The sequence below is a fragment of the Danxiaibacter flavus genome, assembly GCF_041060425.1.
Classification (GTDB): domain Bacteria; phylum Bacteroidota; class Bacteroidia; order Chitinophagales; family Chitinophagaceae; genus Danxiaibacter; species Danxiaibacter flavus.
Genome location: NZ_JAULBC010000012.1, coordinates 105,588 through 126,668 on the forward strand (window position 1 = coordinate 105,588; position 21,081 = coordinate 126,668).

At 42.6% G+C, this 21,081-nt stretch carries 9 protein-coding genes; 6 read left to right on the top strand and 3 right to left on the bottom strand.

Features of this window, described 5'->3' with window-relative positions:
• Window positions 1-17: 17 nt before the first annotated feature.
• From QTN47_RS26400 to QTN47_RS26420, 5 genes are all read left to right on the top strand, one after another.
• On the top strand, window positions 18-3,044 hold the full coding sequence (locus QTN47_RS26400) for a SusC/RagA family TonB-linked outer membrane protein (RefSeq protein ID WP_369332459.1): 3,027 nt from the start codon (window positions 18-20) through the stop codon (window positions 3,042-3,044).
• 9 nt (window positions 3,045-3,053) lie between these two features.
• Complete coding sequence (locus QTN47_RS26405) at window positions 3,054-4,715, top strand: RagB/SusD family nutrient uptake outer membrane protein (RefSeq protein ID WP_369332460.1); 1,662 nt, start codon at window positions 3,054-3,056, stop codon at window positions 4,713-4,715.
• 47 nt (window positions 4,716-4,762) lie between these two features.
• The gene (locus QTN47_RS26410) at window positions 4,763-7,843 is read left to right on the top strand and encodes a SusC/RagA family TonB-linked outer membrane protein (protein WP_369332461.1); all 3,081 of its coding nucleotides are present in this window, start codon (window positions 4,763-4,765) and stop codon (window positions 7,841-7,843) included.
• Between the two features lie 1,192 nt (window positions 7,844-9,035).
• A complete protein-coding gene (locus QTN47_RS26415; RefSeq protein ID WP_369332462.1) occupies window positions 9,036-12,224 on the top strand; it encodes a SusC/RagA family TonB-linked outer membrane protein in 3,189 nt (1,062 codons plus the stop codon).
• Window positions 12,225-12,257: 33 nt separating this feature from the next.
• Window positions 12,258-14,024 (top strand): RagB/SusD family nutrient uptake outer membrane protein, encoded by a 1,767-nt coding sequence (locus QTN47_RS26420; RefSeq protein ID WP_369332463.1) that lies wholly within the window; start codon window positions 12,258-12,260, stop codon window positions 14,022-14,024.
• A gap of 559 nt (window positions 14,025-14,583) precedes the next feature.
• On the opposite strand, the gene QTN47_RS26425 is transcribed toward QTN47_RS26420, so the two are convergent.
• Window positions 14,584-15,024, bottom strand: coding sequence for a YybH family protein (locus tag QTN47_RS26425; protein WP_369332464.1), 441 nt, complete (start codon window positions 15,022-15,024; stop codon window positions 14,584-14,586).
• Window positions 15,025-15,187: 163 nt separating this feature from the next.
• Here QTN47_RS26425 and QTN47_RS26430 point away from each other — a divergent pair, with 163 nt between their 5' ends.
• Window positions 15,188-16,330: a DEAD/DEAH box helicase gene (locus tag QTN47_RS26430; RefSeq protein ID WP_369332465.1), complete on the top strand. Its 1,143-nt coding sequence runs from the start codon at window positions 15,188-15,190 to the stop codon at window positions 16,328-16,330.
• Window positions 16,331-17,246: 916 nt separating this feature from the next.
• Here QTN47_RS26430 and QTN47_RS26435 read toward each other — a convergent pair.
• Window positions 17,247-18,320, bottom strand: coding sequence for a hypothetical protein (locus QTN47_RS26435; protein ID WP_369332466.1), 1,074 nt, complete (start codon window positions 18,318-18,320; stop codon window positions 17,247-17,249).
• A 239-nt stretch (window positions 18,321-18,559) separates the two neighbouring features.
• Window positions 18,560-21,022 carry an ABC transporter permease gene (locus tag QTN47_RS26440; protein ID WP_369332467.1) on the bottom strand — a complete coding sequence of 821 codons (2,463 nt, stop codon included), beginning with the start codon at window positions 21,020-21,022 and terminating at the stop codon, window positions 18,560-18,562.
• Between the last annotated feature and the right edge of the window lie 59 nt (window positions 21,023-21,081).

Genomic DNA, 21,081 nt, shown 5'->3' on the forward strand with positions numbered 1-21,081 from the left:
CTAAAACATATTGTTGTATGAAAAAATTACTGGTCTTATTGTTCTTCACAACCTGCTTTTGTTTGCAGACAAAGGCTCAGCAATTCACTGCTTCCGGCAGTGTTGTTGATGAGTATGGCAGGCCGCTGCAGGGTGTTACCATAAAATCCAAAAGAACTGCTGCTACCGTAGTTTCGGGAGACGGTGGCTTATACAGCATCCAGGCACAGCCGGGAGATGTATTACAATTCAATTATCCAAACTATAATGCCTTTACTGCAACAGTTCACGATTCATCTTTCGTGATTGCAGTGAAACTGACGCACAACGTTTTTGAATCGCCCGATTCTGTAAATGTTTTGTATGAAGTAAAAAGGACTGACAAGATCCTGGGATCTGTTGCAAGTATTTACACCAATCAGTTAACAACCACGCCATCATCATTATATGCGTACGCATTAACAGGAAGATTGCCCGGATTATACACGCAACAGACAAGAGGCTGGCAGTCCAGCAACTCCGGCGCACTGGTGCAGCAGGATGTTGACGGATTATACTATCCCAACAAAAAAGGATTGGGCGGTCCTAATGATAATACTGAAATAAACATGACGTTGCGCGGTCAGCAGCCTGTAACGATTGTTGACGGTGTACAAAGAGATATTTATACAATTGATCCTGAGAACATTGAATCAGTTTCTGTTTTGAAAGATGGATTGTCAACAATTTTACTTGGACAGAGAAGTTCAAGAGGTGTTGTACTGGTAACGACAAAGAAACCGGTTTCAGGAAAACCGCATGTTTCATTAACTGCACAAACAGGCGTTCAAACGCCGCTGGGTTTGCCCGATCCGCTGGCCGCCTATCAATATGCATACCTGTATAACGAAGCACAGTCAAATGAGAACAAGCAACTTTCGTACACAGAAGCAGATTTTAAAGCGTACAGGGATCACACTGATCCTTATGGTCATCCTGATGTTAACTGGTTCAATACAATTCTTAAGAAAAGTTCTACCATCAGCAGGTATAGTCTGAACGTCACCGGTGGCGGTGGCGCTGCACGATATGCTGTTGGCCTCAGCTATCTTGGCGATAATGCACTGTTTAATGGCAGCAATCCCGCTTACGAAACCAATGCAACCATCAAGCGCTACACCATCAACTCAAATATTGATGTGGATGTTACAAAGGAGTTCAACGTAAAACTGCAGATGTTTGCAAGAGTGCAGGAGGATAATCAACCGGGTGCTACAACAGACGCTATCATCAGCCAGATGTACACTACACCAAATAATGCCTACCCGGTTTACAATCCGGATGGTTCATTTGGTGGTACACAGGCTTATCCTAAAAACCTGTATGCACAACTAACGCAGTCCGGCTATATGCAGGGCTATTCAAGAGATATCTTTTCCAACCTTGACCTGAATTATAAGTTCGACAAATTTGTTCCTGGTCTTTGGGCGAAAGTGCAAAGCAATATTTCTGTATTCGGTTCTAACACAACAGACAGGTCAGCCGGTGTGCCTTCCTTTAAATTTTCCGTAAGCGGCAATGATACTACGTACAACAGGTATGGAGCATTTACTGACCAGGTGAATAATTTCAATCTTACTTACAGCGCCCAATTCTGGTATTTGCAGGGTGCATTGGGTTATACACGCTCCATTAAAAAGAACAACTTTACGGTAAAAGCTTTTTACGACAGGTATGAAAGCATTTTCAACTACGATCTGCCTGAAACCAATCAGAACGTTGCCCTTGCCGGTTCCTATGATTACGACGGAAAATATTTTGCCGAAGCGGCGGTTAACTATAGCGGCAACGACCGTTATCCGCCGGGCAAACAATTTGGTTTGTTCTACGCAGCCGGATTAGGTTGGAACATTGCACGCGAGAATTTTATTAAAGACAATATCAGCTGGATCAACAGGCTGAAATTACGCGCCACTTATGGCAAAACAGGAAATGATAATGTTGGTTATTTTACCTGGCGCGAATCGTACCAGTTAAATATTGTAAACCCAACTTATCCGATTGGGATCAACAGGGCTTCACAGGCGGTTACACAACAAAATATCCTGGCTAACCCCAATGTTACCTGGGAAAAAGGCGACAAGTTCAATGTTGGATTGGACGCGGCTTTCTTTAAAAACAGGTTCCTGTTCACAGCAGATTATTATAACGACAGGTATTCTGATCTGTTGCAATATCGCGGAAAACAAACAGCGCTGATTGGTATCGGTTATCCGCTTGAGAACCTGGGCATCAATAATTATTCAGGTGTGGAGTTGACTGCTACTTACCAGGATCACGTAAAAGATTTCAATTACGCCATTTCCGGTAATGTATCCTTCCAGCAATCAAGGGTTGTCTACAGCAATGAAATAGAACAGAAATATCCATGGAACGTGCGTACAGGTCAGCCAGTGGGAATGACATTCGGATATATTTCGCAGGGATTGATCCAAACGCAGAAAGAAGCAGAATCAAGCCCACACCCCGCAGGCTATACTATGCAGCCCGGTGATATAAAATATGCCGACCTGAATGGTGATGGTTTGATCAACCAGTATGATCAGGCCGCCATCGGAGAGAAAAAACCATTGATCTTTTACGGTGTAACCGGCAATATCAGTTACAAAGGTTTTGATATAAGCGTATTGCTGCAAGGCGTGGGAAATCGCAGGTATATATTAAATGATTATTCGTTCGGCTCAGGCACACAGCAAGGCTATAGCTACATTGTTGGCAGATGGACGCCTGAAACAGGAACCGCTTCCACATTCCCAAGACTTACGCCGGGTATTAATACCAACAATGATGTAACCAGCACCTGGTGGCAACGTTCGGGTAATTACTTCAGGTTAAAGAATGCTGAGATTGGCTACTCATTGCCTTACCGCGTGGTTAACAGGCTTAAGTTGAATGCAGTGCGATTCTTTGCTAACGGACTCAACTTGTTGACGCACGCAGATTTTTCGCGTGTTGATCCTGAAGTATACGGACAGGTTTATCCCAATCAGCGTATCATAAATTTTGGTGTTAACGTCAAGTTTTAAGAGACAAATATGAAAAAGTACCTAACGATATTGTTTTTCCTTGCGGGTTGCCTTGTGGTGGTTAGCTCCTGCAGAAAATATGAAACAGTTCCGGTTGAAACGGTAACCAAAGATTATATATGGGATACAAAAGATTCCAATGGCGTGTATGCCAGTCAGTACCTGTTTTCTATTTATTCTTCGCTGCCTGATGGTGCAAACCGCATTGGCAGGGACTTTTTGGATGCAGGTTCCGATGATGCAGTAACCTCACAAACATCAACAGCGCCTGTTACATTGCTTGCAACAAACGGGATCACCATTTTTAATAATCCCGATGATGCATGGGCCAGAAGCTACGCAGGCATCAGGCAGGCAACTAATTTTCTAAACAATTTTAGCGTAGTGCCGCTGAAGAATGCGAATGAGAAACGCTCCTGGTTTGGTGAAGCAAGAGTGTTGCGTGCTTTCTTTTATTGGGAGCTGGTGAAAAGATATGGCGGCGTTCCGATCATTGGCGATTCATTAAAAACGCTTGATGATAACATTGAAATTCCGCGTAGTTCTTTTGAGACATGCGTTAACTACATCGTAAAAGAATGCGATAGAGCTAAGGACAGTCTGCGCGATGATCCCGTTGATGATGGTAATTACGGCCGCTTTACAAAAGCCGGCGCCATGGCTTTGAAAGCGCACGTTTTGTTGTATGCTGCAAGTCAGTTGTACAACGGCGGCAATGTGGGCGATTCACTGAATGGATATGCAAGCTATGATGCCAACAGATGGAAGCTGGCTGGTGATGCAGCTAAAGCCATCATGGACCAGGGTGTATATAGTTTGCAGCAAGAGTTTCTCGACATCTTTATTATTCAACGCAGCCAGGAAGTGATCTATGGCAAAACCAATACGCTTGGCAAACCAGTTGAAACGCTGAACGGACCTATCAACTATTCTACAGCACCTGCGTCCGGGAATACAAGTCCTACGCAAGAGCTGGTGAATGCATTCGGTATGAACAATGGCCTTGAGATCAACGATCCGGGTTCGGGATACGACAGTACAAATCCCTATCTAAACAGGGATCCGCGTTTGGGTTATACTGTGCTGTACAATGGTGCACAATGGTTAAGCACTGCGCTGCAAACCTTTAATGGCGGTGTTAACAGGCCGGGTGGAGCAACAGTTCAAACGCAAACCGGTTATTACATGCGCAAATTCATGGGCCGTTTTGAGAACACCACCAATTATGAAGATCATTACCACGACTGGATCTATTTCCGCTATGCAGAAGTGTTGCTGAACTACGCAGAAGCAATGAATGAATTCGCGGGACCAACGGCTGATGTATTTACCGCAGTGGAGAGCATCAGGCAACGTGCCGGTTTAAATCCTTATGCATTGGATCATAGCATTTCAAAAGATTCGCTGCGCACGATTATCCGCAATGAAAGACATAAAGAGTTTGCTTTTGAAGAACAACGTTACTGGGATATCCGTCGCTGGAAAATTGCCGGAAAGATCTATAACAGCGGACTGCATGGCATAAGCATCACACAAACAACCACCGGATTAATGTACAAAGTTGCTCCGGCCTTAAACTCAGCATTTGATGAATCTAAAATGTATTTCTACCCAATTCCATATAATGAAGTGGTGAGCAATGCTAAAATGAGACAAAATCCGGGATGGTAGAAAATTTCAAACAGATCAATATCTGCAATGCATATAAAAGAATAAACATGAAAAAAATTTTTTCATACATATCAATATTACTTCTTTGCCTGGTGTTTGCTTCCTTCGCAAATGCGCAGACCGTTAAAGGCACTGTGAAGGACGCAGCAGGGCCGCTCGCAGGTGCTTCCGTTATAGAAAAAGGCGTGAAGACAAACGGAACAGCCACTGACGAAGAAGGCAATTTTTCTTTAACATTAAAAGGCAATAGCAGAACGCTACTGGTTACAAGTGTTGGTTTTGCAGCGCAGGAGGTGAAGCTGTCTGCCTCGCAAAGATCTGTAGAGATCATTTTGCAGGCGAACGAACAAGGTCTTGACCAGGTCGTGGTAGTTGGTTACGGAACGAAGAAGCGTGTAACCAATACTGGTGCCGTTAGTTCCATTTCGGGTGATGCGATCAGGCGCGTACCTACTTCCGCCGTGCAGAATACATTGCAGGGTAAGGTGCCGGGCGTATTTTCTGTTCAGCGTGGTGGTCAGCCGGGTAAAGATGCGTCAGACTTCTTCATCCGTGGTGTAAGTTCATTGAATCCTGATGGTAATAAACCACTGATCATTGTGGATGATATTGAATATACTTATGAGCAATTGGCCCAGATCAACGTGAATGAAATTGAAAGCATTTCGGTCTTGAAAGATGCATCAACTACTGCAGTGTATGGTATTAAAGGTGCGAATGGTGTGCTTATCGTAAAAACCAGGAGAGGCTCTTCCGGTGCTCCGCAGGTAAATGTGCGTGTTGAAGGCGGTGCCAACTCACCAACGCGTGTGCCTAAGTTTTTAAATGCTTATCAGTCTGCTTCACTTGTGAACGAAGCCTACAAGAATGACGGATTGAATCCCATGTTTACGGACTATCAGTTGCAGCAATACAAATCACATTCAAACCCATATATCTATCCTGATGTAGACTGGTATAACGAAGTGTTCAAGAAAAATTCATTGCAGGCGAATACGAACGTGGATATTTCCGGAGGAACAGAAAGCGTACGTTATTTTATCTCCGCAGGGGCGTTTACACAGAATGGTAATTTGAAAGATTTTTCAGATCCAAGAAACCAGGGTGTGTACAACAACTATTTTTATCACCGTTATAATTTCCGAAGTAACCTTGATATACAGGCTACCCGTACAACTAAATTAAGACTGGATGTATCCGGCAGGTTTGGACAGATCAATGAGCCATTGTTCTATCCAAATACTACTGCCAACAGCATTATGTCTGAAATCTATAACTACCAGATCATAACGCCATATGCTGCACCTGTCCTTAATCCTGATGGAAGTTACGCATATGCCTATGGTCCTAACCTTACTAACGTACCCACGCTTAATGCAAGGCTGGCGACATTGGGATATACAAGAAACAGCAGAACGGATTTTAATGCATTGTTTGACGTAAACCAGCGTTTTGATTTTATCACCAAAGGGTTGTCTGCCCAGATCCGTGTTGCTTATGCAGGAACGAATGATATCACCAGAACACAGTCACGCACAAGTACACCGCCTGCTTATCACTATGATTCAACCGGTGGCTATACACTTGATAAGAACAATTTGTACCAGCTGGCCCCATTCTCCCTGTCAGGCAGCAACAATCTTTTTGACAAGCGCCTGAATCTGCAGGGCTTTGTTAACTACGACCGAAGCTTTGGTGTTCATCATTTATCAGCAATGGCTTTGGTGAACCAGGAATCATATGTGGCAAAGAATGGCAAGTCACTGGATGTGCCGCAGAAATTGCGTGGTTTTACCATGAAACTTGATTACGATTACAAACAGAAATACCTGGTCAACTTTAACGCAGCCTACAATGGGTCTGACCGTTTCAGCAGCGGTCACCGTTATGGGTTCTTCCCTGCGGGAAGTGTTGGTTGGAACCTGGCGCGTGAAGACTTCTTCAAAAATACATTTCCTGTTTTCCAGTTGTTTAAGCTCCGCGCTTCTTACGGATTGGTAGGATCTGATGCCGTTGTTGATAACCGCTACCTGTACCAGCAGGTTTATGCAAGAGGCAACTATTATTACTTCGGCACGAACGCCAATTCAAGCCAGGGCATTTATGAAGGTGGACTTGGAAACCCTTTTATTACCTGGGAAAAATCAAGAAAGAAAGATGTGGGTTTAGATATAAACATGTTGAAAGATAAACTGTCAATTTCTTTTGATTATTTTGACGAGTTCAGGTATGATCAGTTGTTTTATCCGGGTTCTGTACCGAATATTATTGGTGTGGGCCTGGCAAGACAAAATCTTGCGCAGGTGCGTAACCACGGTTACGAAGGTTCTGTCCGTTTCCAAAGTACAGTTGGAAAAGTGGCATATGATATCACCGGTGTATTCTCTTACGCCAAGAACAAAATTGTTTACCAGGATGAACCCAACCAGGCTTATCCATGGTTGGCGAGAACGGGGCATCCTATCGGTCAGCCGTTTGGTTATACAGCAGTTGGTTTTTATACCAGCCAGGATGATATCACCAAAAGTCCGAAGCCAAATATTGATCCATCAACCATCAGACCGGGTGATCTTAAATATGCAGACTTAAATGGTGATGGTGTAATAGATGAGCGTGACCAGGGCCCGATTGGCAAACCAAATATTCCGAACCTGAATGCAGGTATCACGCTTGGGGTACATTACAAAGGACTTGATTTGAGCATTCTCTTCCAGGGTGCATTTGACTATAGCTTCCAGGTAACGGGAATTGGTATCCAGCCTTTCCAAAGTCAATGGCAACCGATCCACGAATTAAGATGGACAGAAGCGAATGCGGCAAATGCAAAGTTTCCAAGATTGAGTACAGACGCATCGTATGAAAGTAGCCCTACGGCATATCCATCCAGCTTTTGGTTAGTTAACGCCATGTATGTGCGTATGAAGACAGTTGAGCTGGGTTATCAGTTGCCAAAGAAATTATTACCATTCAGAATAAACAACGCGAGGTTTTATTTCAGTGGATATAACCTGTTAACATGGACAAACTTTAAGCTGTATCAACAAGATCCGGAGGTTGCGTCTAATACAGTGGGTGATGCATATTTGAATCAGCGAGTGCTGAATGTGGGTTTGCAACTGGGGCTGTAACTGACGGCTATCACATTATTGAAAACATTTCTCGAATACGGTATAACCGGGCAGAGAAATGTTTTTTTGTTTGCGCTCTGCTTTTTGCGCTCTGCTGAGCCTCCAGGCTCCGCAGCCTTGTTTTATCGCCTGTGGCGATTGGTATAAAGCATAAATAGAGACAAGCAATTAAACAGAATAATTTAGTTGCAGACTGAACGGAGCGAAGGGTTTAAACCATATAAGTAACGTGTTGGCCGCACCAACATTTCTTTGTAAGCAACTGATAAAGCTTAAAGCCCAAAGCCTAAAACCCAAAGCTAACCGAAGCGAAGTTTTTTGAACCGTACAAGGTATATAAGAGCGCACAAGAAGTTACGCCGGAGGTCCATTATGGCTAGAGCTGCATACATTTACCCAGCCAGTTTGTGCCCTTCACCATTGACCATTCACTATTCACTAGATGTATAGAATAATTTACTTGTTCGACCGGCTTCAGAAATAGTGAGACAACTGCACTTTCAACCGAGGCTGAAGGCCTCGAAGCACTAGCATGGGGCAACGCCCTATGAACAAAATGCAAAAGGCGGATAAGCCCTGTAAGGGGCGAAAGCAAAGAACGGCATCCCTTTTTCCTGCAAAAATTGTTGCGTGTATGCACCCCAATTATTCGTAAATCAGCAGGGAAAAAATCACGTGAAACACCACGGCACATCTTGCCTTTTTTGACCAATATTGGCTCACTTTACTCTTCCATTACTCTCTGTTTACCAACACTTTACTTTAAATTTTCCGCAAACGTTTGAGTGAGTATTATCACGTTTTCATATGTTCAGAATACTTACCTTGACGCTCATTGATTGCATTTGACAACCCTTAACCAAACATGTAACTGTCATATGAAAAAAATACAATCACATAGCAAACGGATATCACACCTGGCTTCCCGAACCCTTAGACGCTCTTTGCCCAATGTGTGTGAGAGCTTGCGAAAGTAAGTTGTGCCGGGTGAGCGTGAAGATCATTTCTCTTAATCATACAAACCACCGACACCTATTTTGTAACCCTAAAATGAATGCCCATGACATAAACTCAACACACCCAAAAAAAGACAGCGGTGTTCCCGCACCGCCGCCTGATTCGCTTTCCGCCTTCTAGTACCGGAAAGCAGATTTGCCTAAACAATTTATTTAATGCAAAATCACCTAAATGTATGAACAAAAAATACAAATGGTTCCCGTCATTCTGTATACGAAGTGTTATAATTAAATCCTTCATTGTTCTGATAACACTAAGTCTAACGATCAGCAAAGCCTTTTCACAAGAGCATAAGCTAACAGGAACAGTAACCGACTCCGCAGGAAAAGCAGTTGCCGGGGTCAGCATTACCATCAAAGGAACGCAACGTGGAACTGCAACAGACGAAAATGGCTTCTTTGAATTGAACGTACAACCTGGTCAGCAACTGCTTATTTCCGCAGTTGGATTTGCCGATCAAACTGTGCAGGTTACAACGTCCACAAAGTCACTGCAACTCACACTTCTTAACGAACACAAGGAGCTGGAAGAAGTTGTGGTAGTGGGCTATGGCAAACAAAAGAAAACAGATCTTACAGCGGCCATTGCGCACGTGGATGGCGCTGCGCTGGAGAACAGGCCCGTGGTAAATGTGGCGCAGGCACTTCAGGGCATGGTCGCCAATCTGAACATCAGTGTAGGTTCTGCAGGAGGTGCGCCAAATGCCATGCAGGGAATCAATATCAGGGGGTATACCGGCCTCGGTACTGCCGCCGGGCCACTGGTAGTAGTGGATGGCATACAGGGCGGAGATATTAATTCTATTAACCCGGATGATATCGAAAGTATTTCCGTTTTAAAAGACGCAGCGGCTTCTGCAATCTATGGTTCAAGCGCGCCTTATGGCGTTATCCTCATCAACACAAAAAGAGGAAAAAAGAACCGTCAGCCGGTTATTACTTACAATGATAATTTTTCTTTTTCTCAACCGCTGAACCTCCCGCACATGGGCAGCTCACTTGAGTATGCAGAATGCTTCAATGAAGCATTTGTAAATGCGGGCCGCTCACCCTGGTTTGACGATGAAACCATGCAGCGCATTAAAGATTACCTGTCGGGAAAAATAACCACCGAAACAATCAAGGACCCAAACAACAATGCATGGTACAGCTGGAACAAAGCCAATGCCAACAACGACTGGTTTAAGATCTACTTTAAAGATTGGGCTTTTAACCAGCAGCACCGGCTTGGTGTATCCGGTGGGTCAGAAAATACAACTTACTACCTCGGCCTGGGTTTCAATGACAAAGCAGGGTTGTACCGTTACGGCAATGATGATTACAAACTTTACAACGTGCGCGCCAATCTGACTTCCGATTTGAAGAAGTGGATGACCGTCGGTTTAAGAAGCTCTTACAGCCGCAGCATTTACAATACACCCAATACATACGCAGGCAGAACGGGTGGCAATTATCTTCACCAGATCGGCAGGAAGGCGCCTACTGTACCACTCTTCAATCCGGATGGTTATTACTCTGAATATAGCGATATCCCCTTACAGGAACAGGGAGGACGTTATATTGAACAAACCGATAAACTATCACTTACAGGAGAAATAGTCCTTCGTCCGCTAAAAGGATGGGAGATAACGGCCAATTACACTTTTAATGGCGAGTACCTGCAAACTTCTGCGCATGTAAAAACGATAAATATGATGTTGCCGGATGGTACTACAGCCCCTTTGGGACAAACATTTCCAAATGCTTTTTCACGTGGGCGAAATAGCACCGAGAAGCAGATTGTAAACATCTTCACCTCTTACGAAAAACGATTGGATGATCATTCGTTTAAAGTGTTGGCCGGATTTGTAAATGAATACACAGATTACCTGTATTACGGAGCAAGCAATACTTATTTATATTCCAATGACATACCGGCGCTCAACCTTACTTATGGCACATCGCCTACAGTGGCTGATGGCATCAGGCGTTTGGGTACCAGGGGATATTTTGGAAGGCTCAACTATAGTTTTAAAGACAGGTATCTGGTTGAATTCAACGGAAGGTACGATGGTTCTTCACGCTTCCTGGATAATCATCGCTGGAGTTTCTATCCTGGCGTATCTGCCGGATGGCAGATCTCTAAAGAAGATTTCTGGAGTCCGCTTAAGGACGCCGTAAACAATCTTAAACTCAGAGCCTCTTACGGTGCACTGGGCGATCAGATCTTTATTGGCGAATACAATTACTATCCTTTCTATCCCTACCTGGTTACAAACAGGCCGACATCTACCAACTGGTTATTTGGAAGTAGCCAGCAGGCTTCCGTTTATGCACCTCCACTGGTTAACCAGGATCTGACATGGGTTACCACCAGCACAATGAATATTGGTTTGGATGCGGCTTTTTTGAAGAATCGTTTAACCGCTTCGTTTGACTGGTACGTAAGAAAATCGAAAGACTATGCCGGCCCGGCTAAAGCCACACCTGCCGTGCTGGGAACCAATCCGCCTGCCGTAAATAATTCAGCTATTGAAACACGCGGTTTTGAGTTGTCACTTAGCTGGGCAGACCAGGTATCCAAAGATTTCAGCTATTCAATAAAAGCGCTGCTGAGTGATTATCGTGGAAAGGTTACTGAATATCCTAATCCTACGGGCATTCTTTCCTCTACATGGTACAAAGGAATGAATCTGGGTGAGATCTGGGGTTATACTTCAATGGGACTTTTCCAATCTGCAGAAGAAATAGCCAAAGCACCCAAACAGGATTACATTAATAAATTGTGGATGCCGGGCGATGTAAGGTATAAAGATATTAACGGCGATGGAAAGATTGATATCGGCAAGAATACCGTTGACAGTTCGGGAGATCTGAGTGTAATTGGCAACAGCACGCCGCGTTATTCCTACAGCTTTACGCTTGCCGCAAACTGGAAGAACTTTGATATTAATGTTTTTATCCAGGGCGTTGGCAAACGCGAAACATGGATGGGTTCTAATTATTTCTTCGGCATTACCGGCGATGAATGGCAAAGCTCCTATTTTACAGAAATGCGCGATCGCTGGTCGCCAACCAATCCAAACGGCTATTATCCCAAATACTATATGAATAGTGATAATGCAAAGAATCAGCGGGTACAAAGCCGTTATCTGCAGGATGTCGCTTATCTCCGCATTAAGAATCTGCAAATCGGGTACACGTTGCCGCAGGATGTAATGCGCACGATCAAACTACAACGGATCCGCGTTTATGCAAGCGTGGAAAATTTACTGACAACAACAAAGATGAAAGTTAAATCAATGGACCCGGAAGTGTTTATAGGTGATGGTAAGATCTATCCATTGCAAAGAACCTTCTCGCTTGGATTGAATGTCACTTTTTAATCAATGATCATTATTATCTATAAAATCTGTTATATGCGATTACTTAACATATTCACGATTGTGGCGATAGCAGCCAGCATCACTTCCTGCAAAAAAGATGTGCTTGAGCAAATTCCACAAACAAATATCCGCGATGATGATTACTGGAAAAGCACGAATGACCTGAAGTTGTACTGCAACAACTTTTACAATAATTATCTGCCTTATTTTGGCGGCTATGGTACCATTGGTATTTATGGGTTGGATGCGGACCAGGGTAGTGACAATATGATCACCATGAGTTATAACAAAGTGCTTAACGGAGAAACTACACTACCGGCGTCTGCAAGTTCGGCGGGCTGGAATTGGGATGCGTTACGGAACATCAACCATTTTTTTGACAACTACAACAAGGTTAATGCACCGCAGGAAAATATAAATCCCTATGTGGGAGAAGCCTTGTTTTTTCGCGCGTACATCTACTTCTCCATGCTCAGATATTTCGGCGATCTCCCCTGGATAAGCAAGGAACTTGATCCCAATTCATCGGATCTGTATAATGAACGCTTACCAAGGAATATAATAGTGGATTCAATGTTACAGGATCTCGACAATGCCATTGCTTTCCTTCCTTCAAAAACCAAACAGGAACCTTCGCGCATTAACAAGGAAATCGCCATGTTACTACAGGCGCGAATAGCTTTATATGAGGGAACATGGGAGAAATACCATGCAGGTACTGACTTTGGTGTGAAAGGATCTGATGGCAGCATGTATTTAAACAAGGCGGCATCAGTTGCAGACGCGTTGATCAATTTAAATGTCTACACCCTGGATAACATGGCAAGTGGAACCAGCACCGGTTACTGGCAATTGTTCAACCGGACAGACTATAGTGGAAGCGGAGAGGTAATGTTGTGGAGAAAGTTTGATAAGTCACTCGGCATTACACATAACTGGCACCGATATACCAATTCAGGAGCAGGACGAGGATTGACCAAAAACCTGGTGGACGCGTACCTGTGTACCGACGGCAAGCCTATCTCCGTTAGTCAGTTGTATAAAGGTGATGATTCACTAAGATCTGTTGTTATCAATCGTGATCCGCGGTTGGTGCAAACGATCTATGTAAATGATAGCAATCATGTTATTACCAGTAATCAGCCCAGCGGCCAGCCAAACAAAGTGTTTACTGTTCCTGCGTTTGATCAGGCCAATGAGGGGAAACCAGCCACAGGCTACCAGGTGTATAAGGGCCATAACCCTGATTATTATCAGCAATATGCCGGCGACCAGGGAACTACAGGTTGCATCTTATACCGCTATGCGGAAGCCTTGTTGATCCTGGCCGAAGCGAAAGCGGAGTTAGGCACGATTACGCAAGCCGATGTTGACAAAACGATCAACCTGTTACGCGCAAGGGTTGGCATGCCTTCACTCATCATTTCATCCATTACACCTGATCCTAAATGGGAGTTTCCGGAGTTAAGCGGAATTATTAATGAGGTCCGTCGTGAGAGAAGAGTTGAGTTGGCTTGTGAGGGTTACCGTCATGATGATGTTTTCCGTTGGGCCGCAGCGGGCAAACTGATCAAAGGCTGGCAACCGCAAGGCGCAAAGAAAGCACAGTGGACAGCTACGGTGCCTGACAATTTGCTCGTCTCTTACCCGGTAGACGCCAATGGCTATATTGTGTTGTATAAGAATCTTTCACCAATGGCCAACGGTTACCAGTTTAATGTAAACCGCGATTACCTGGCACCAATGCCTACAAATGAAATTCAGTTAAACCCGAAGTTGAAGCAGAATCCGGGTTGGTAAACAACATAGAGTGTTACAAAAGAAAATCCCGCAGTTATTTATTGCGGGATTTTTTTATTGATTGGTAATGGCTTTTGCTCCTACATGGATTAATAAACATATCTAATTCATTTTCATAGGGTGTTGCCCCATGCTAAGGCCTTCGGCCTTGATTTTTTTGAACCATGTAAGGCATATAAGAGCATGTAAGGGTTTATTTATTCGACCTGTTTTTCTTTTAATTAAGAACTAATTGCGTTTTAACCGACCCTAATGCGTCAAAACACACTGGAGGGAAGGCGCGTAGCGTATGAAAGGGCATATAAGAATTTACCTATCCAGAGCCTTTTGAAATTGCGAGAGAGCCACCTTTCAACCGAGGCTGAAGGCCTCGAAGCATTAGCATGGGGCAACGCCCCATGAATAAGGTGCAATGCGCAAATAAGCCCTGTAAGGGCGCAAGCAAACAGTTCGCGCCTGCGTAAGGCTGCGAAACAAAAACAGAATAACCATCAAAAGGTATTGTTGCTTTTCGTCCATAGTTTTTATCAACCCTTATATTGGAAGCAATTTAGTTTTTTCAACTTTCAGGTTTTAAATCCATCACAGCTCTTCCATTCTTTAAATCAACGGGTAATGACACATGCTCATGTGCAATTAACCATTCCTTGCCAATCTTCTTAAAACAACAGGTCAGGCGTTCCCAATAATCAATTTTATGTCCGCTTTTCATCGTTGCATTTAATCGCAGAAAACAATGGCTGAAGGCTAGGTGCTCATCAGAAGTTATTTTAAGGTCACGTATTTCAATATCAATCGGATCTTGAAATAATGCAAAAGTGTCTTCCCAAACCTTTGTATATGCATCACTTCCTACATATTGTAACGGAGGTATAATGTCGAAGGATACCATGTCGGAAGTAAAAAGCGACATCATTAGTTTTACGTCTTTGGTGGAAAACGCCTCAACAAAAACGTTCATTTGCTGACGAATTTCGATATCTGTAGTTATTGCTTTCATTTTAGAAGGATTGCAACGTGATTTAAAATGTGGTCTAACAGAATTGTTACCAGGCTTGCAGACTATGCACTTTTTTCAGTGACTTTTCATCTAAATATGACTTATTGCCTGTGTAATATAAACCCGCCTGTTTTCAAATTAGTTATAGCTTTGCAAGAAAAAAATGACGTTTTCCGCGCTTGGTTTATCTGCTCCTTTAATAAAAGCCATTGGCGATCAAAATTACGCTAAACCTTATCCTATCCAGGAAAAAGCAATTCCAGCCATATTACAAGGCAGAGATATCCTGGGAATTTCTAAAACCGGTTCGGGAAAAACAGCCAGCTATGCCCTGCCCATATTAGAGTTGTTTCAAAAATCGAAAAATAAAAGAGACAGGCATGTGCGCGCACTGGTAATTGTGCCTACAAGAGAGTTGGCTGTGCAGGTGTCTGACGTTTTTAAAGCATTTTGCAAACATTTGCCGGAACGTATAAAAACGATGGCTGTTTATGGTGGTGTATCTATCAACCCCCAAATGATTAACCTGCATAATACGGACGTATTAATCGCCACGCCGGGCAGATTGCTTGACTTAATTGACAACAAAGCCATTCATCTTGCTGATGTGGAGGTGCTGGTATTAGATGAAGCAGATAAAATGCTTGACCTGGGTTTTGAGGAAGAGATTACAAAAATATTAGCACTGCTGCCCGCAAAACGTCAGAATATCTTATTCTCGGCCACATTAAGTAACAATATAAATGACATTCAGGCAAATCTGCTGAACAACCCTTTAACTATTGAGATTGTTGAGGCTGAACACAATATTGATTTAATAGAACAAGTTGCCTATAACGTTACGCCCGAGCGCAAAGGGCCATTATTACGGTATTTGATCAGGCATGAAAATATGACGCAGGTATTGGTATTTACTTCTGCTATAAGAGTTGCAGATAACCTGGTGGGTAAGCTGCTGAAAAATAACATACATGCAGCATCACTACACGGCCACTTGAGTCAGACTGCGCGGCTGGAAACTTTGCAACGTTTTAAAGCGGGAAAATTGCGTGTGCTGGTTGCTTCTGACCTGGCTTCCCGCGGTATTGACATCCAGGAATTGCCTGTGGTTATTAACTACGAATTACCGCGATCACCAAAAGATTATGTGCATAGAATAGGCAGAACCGGCAGAGCTGAAGCGCCGGGTAAAGCGATAACCCTGGTTTGCCCCGAGGATCAGCATCACTTCGGCATTATTCAAAAAAAGATGGGTAAAAAGGTGGAAATGAGGGAAAGTGATAATATAGATTTGCAGGGTGTATAATAAACAGTTCTTAATCGGAAATGATCTTATGAACCCTGATACGATCAGGTGGAAATTAATTGTTACAAGTGGTTTTGCGGGAGCACTCACGCGAGAAAAGCGATTAAGCGGAATTATTAATGAAGTACGCCGCTACAGAAGAATTAAACTAGCATGTGATGCTAATCGTCATGATGATGTTTTCTGTTGTAAACCATATAAGTTAGAGATCGGCGCCGCCCATGTTTCGGCTTATAGCAACTTTGTTAAAGTGTTGATTTTCAACAACAGAAAATCTAGTTACATGGAAGGCATATAAGGAAATGTAAGAATTGACTGTGGGACTATTTTTTTTTCAACTCCAGAGATGATGGTGTTTTTATGCATCGAGGCATCAACTAAAAAAATTAAACCAGGGAAGAGCATATAAGAACTTCGTTTCAAAATGAACCTGATTGTGTTATCAACCAACGCTGAAGGCGTCGAAGCACTAGCATGGGGCAACGCTCTATGAATAAGGTGCAAAAGGCCGATAAGCCGTAAGGGCGAAAACAAATAATCGGGGTAGTTTTGCTCTGTTTACCTTAATGGATTTCTTGTTTCTTCAAAATCTGTTGGCAAAAGTGCTATTGTTTTGTCAACGGCCTCGGCAATGCTTGTTGTTTTAAATGAATCGTTTGATTGCGAATTGTTCAAAGTTAATCCGATTTCAAAAACGCCATTGTTGCAAAATATAATTGGGGTTTGAAAATTTTCATTTCCCTACGGACTATGTAAGTTCAGCGGCTTAGTTCTATTGCCTTTGGGGATTACTTTGCAAAGTATACATCGCCAGAGGCGATAGAGTAAGGCCACGAAGCCAAGAGATTTAGCGGAGCAGAAAACGTAAAGCGCCTCACCATGATATTAATGCAATATTGATTGCCGTAACTTCCTGTCACTTTTTTGGGATTTGATTTGTATGTTTGACTTTAATTATAATTCCCAAATCTTTGTCTTTTACACCATATTGCTTGCTCAAAGTTTGTTTGTCAATAACGGAAAGTTCAATAAAATTTGTATCGTTAATTTTTGAAAGTTCTCCTTCGAAATTTTCTGCCTTAACGTTGCCATTTAGAATATAAACAACTGAACTGTCGCTTTCAGCAGTTGGTACATTTTTTAGATAATCTGGAGACTTGCTTTTAAAGTAGTTCCAATATTTACTTCTTGCAAACTTCTTTGTCTCAACATATACCGCACCATACTTGCCTTGTTCTCCAATGAGTTTGATTGCATTTGTGTCTTTATAAACTGTAACAACGGCAATTTCGGTGGGTTGATATTGTTGTAACTCAACCCTCGTCACATTTATACTGTCAACATAAAATACTGGATCGTCAAATAATTGCTTGTATTTATTATTTACTTTTTCAATGATGCTATAACACGAAACAACAAGGTCAATACCTTCTATTGGCTTTTCTGAATAGTATGCTTCATCAACAGGGTATTGAGGCTTTTTGCTTTTGTCAATTTTTACAAAGAAGGAAAGTGTATCGTTGCTTAAATTCCAATAGTCTGAACAACCTCTTGATTTCCATGTGTCGAACTTAGGATAGATTTTCAAAACGCCCTTTGCTGTTAGTGTTTTCATGTCTATTGGTGTCCCGTCTGGCAATAAACCCACAAAATCTTTTGTCAATCTTATTTTGCCAATGAAATCATTGTTATTGTTCTTTTGAAAAATAAGCCCAGGGTATTTTTTTGAAGAAAAGCCTTTTCTATTTACAAATCTTGCATCTTGCACAAAACCCTCTTTACATAAATCCATTTCTTCAACATCTACTTCCTGAAGTTCACTGTCAAGATTTTTAAGCTCTGTTAAAGTCGTCTGACAAAGACAAAAGCCCGACACAGTAATTTTTTTCGCCAGGGTTGAGTCAATTAAGGACTTTGTTGAAATAGTTTGAGTGTGTCCAGTCGTTAACAAATACAGGGTTAAAAAAATGTAAGTAATTAAGAATTTCATGCTGTCATGTGTTGCTACCGACGTTCAGGTATTACTGCAGGTAGGGTTTATAATTGTGAGCCCGGCACTAGCCGGGCTTTATTTTAATGACGAAATTAAGAACTTTTGCTGGTACTAAGCGATTGCGTTCGAGCTGTTGGCAAAAGCAGTACTTCTCAGGCGTTTTTTAGTGCCCAGCTCATTTAGAGAAGTTATGTTTGTTGCTGGTAATTTTTTCTGTTAAAGAAGAAGTCCCCTCCCTACTCCGTCCTCAAACTCTTCACCGGATTTGCAATTGCCGCTTTTATTGCCTGGAAACTTATCGTTGCAAGTGCAATAATTATCGCCGCTAGTCCGCCCGCTGCAAAGATCCACCAACTTATATTGATGCGATAAGCATAATCTTGTAACCATTGGTGCATGTAATACCATGCAATGGGCGTGGCAATGGCAAAGGCGATGGTAATAAGCACGATGAATTCTTTTGAGAACAAATAGACAATATTGCCCGCAGTTGCGCCAAGTACTTTACGAATACCAACCTCTTTTATCCTTTGCACAGCCATAAATGAGGCTAAACCGTACAGGCCAAGACAGCTAAGAAATATGGCGATTGCTGCAAAAATCTTATACAACTGCGCTAACTGATCTTCTTGTTTATAAAAACTTGCGATTTTATCATCCAGGAACTTGTATTCATAAACATAGTCGGGGAATGTTTGCTCCCATATTTTTTTAACTGATTGCAGTGTAGACGTAATGTTTGTGGTCGCAAGTTTTATTCCAGCCTGGCGATACATAGTGCTGTTTGTGGTGACAAGCAATGGTGCAAGACTTTCGTGGAAAGATCGGTCATTGAAATCTTTCACAACGCCAACCACAGGGCATTTTATCAGATCGCTCAGCATGCTTACCTCTTTGTTCAATATGTCTTCCGGTTTCTTAAATCCTAAACTTTTTGCGAACGATTCATTCACCAAAAATTCTCTCGTCATGCCGGACGGTTGCAAATTTCTTCCTGCTACCACTTGTAGTTTATAAGCCGGCACATATTGGTCGTCGGCGAATTTGACAATAGCCTTAAAATCTGTTTCTTTTATTGCATGGTCAAATTTAAATGTGGTCCACACATCATTATCATTTTCAACCGGCGTGTTGGAACTAAAGCTCACTGCCTGCACCCCATTTACTGACGATAACTGTTGCCTTAAATAATCCGTAAGCTTGCCGCCTGTACTATCCGGACGAAAAGGAATATTTACAATGGCATCTTTATCAAAGCCCAGGGGCTGATTCATAAAATAATCCATTTGCTTTACAATGATGAGTGTTCCGATGATCAAAGCCTGTGCAATAATGAATTGAAACACCACCAATCCTCTTCTCAATGAAATGCCCTTTACAGTATTGGCTGTGAGCTTACTCTTTAAAGCATTAACGGGATTAAAGCGCGACAATACGATAGAAGGATAAAAACCTGCAAGGGCGGTTACAACGATTGTTACAGCCAAAAGAAATAGAATGATTGCAGGATTGTTAAATAAGTTGAACGACAGCGACAGTTCCAATAGCTGGTTTACAGAAGGCAATGCAAGAATTGTAATGACCGCAGCAAGTATTACCGCACTGGTAACGATCAACAATGTTTCGGTGAGGAACTGGATTTGCAATTGAGATTTATTGCTGCCTAAAACCTTTCTTACCCCTACCTCTTTTGCTCGATTAACCGCTTGTGCAGTGGAAAGATTGATAAAGTTTACGCAGGCAATTAGCAAAATGAATGCAGCGATCAGCCACAATACATTCAGCAGTTGATGACTGATGGTTTTGTTGCTGTAATTGCCTGTTTGTGTGTCATAATGCACCGCACTTAATGGCTGTACAATATAACTATCCTTGTGATCGGGGGATTTTACCTGCCGGGCGAATGCACTTAGCTGCTGATTAAAGTTGTCAGCAGAAATATTTTGCGGCAACAGCACATAGCAACCAAAATCAGGTGCTGTTCCGTTCCAGTCCGGATTTGCATATCCATATTGTTTATCCCCGGTAAAGTCTGTTCCGTAAGCAACTACAAGCTTTAGCGGAAAGTCCGTATTTGCCGGTATGGTTGCCAGAACGCCCGAAACTTTGAGCAGCACCGGTGGAGACTGAAACAATCCCGCGCCTACGCGATATGATCCTGTTAATTTGATGCTTTTGCCCACTGCAGTTTTCCAGTCGCCGAAATACGTTTCTGCAATCTCTTTTGTAAGCAGTACATTGTTCGGATCTTTTAATGAGGCATATGAACCTGCCAGCAGTGGAAAATCAAATATGTTGAAGAATGAAGGCCCGGTATAAAACACGCCGCTCTGTTCTTTAAAATTCTTTAGCGGAGATCCATTATCATCAAGCACCTGTAACTGATCATTGTGGCTCGCATAAACCGGAGCCACTTGTTCTAATTGGGGAAAAGCCGTTTTTAAAGCTTCAGGCAATGGAAAAGGAACTTCTTTTCCATAAGAAATGGTTGCTGCATCTGCATGATGGTATTCGGTTAACACGCGATGGATGCGGTCTTGCTTTGCGTGAAAATTGTCGAAGCTCGTCTGAAATTGTATGATGATAAAGATCATCATACAAACAGCAATACCAACAGCCAGTCCGGCGATGTTGATAATGGTGTAATTCCTGTTACGCGTCAAACTTCTGAAGGCTGTTTTAAAATAGTTTTTTAACATGGCCAAGCTGGATTTGCATTTCACACCACCATAAGAATGCCACCTTTGTTACGTATTGA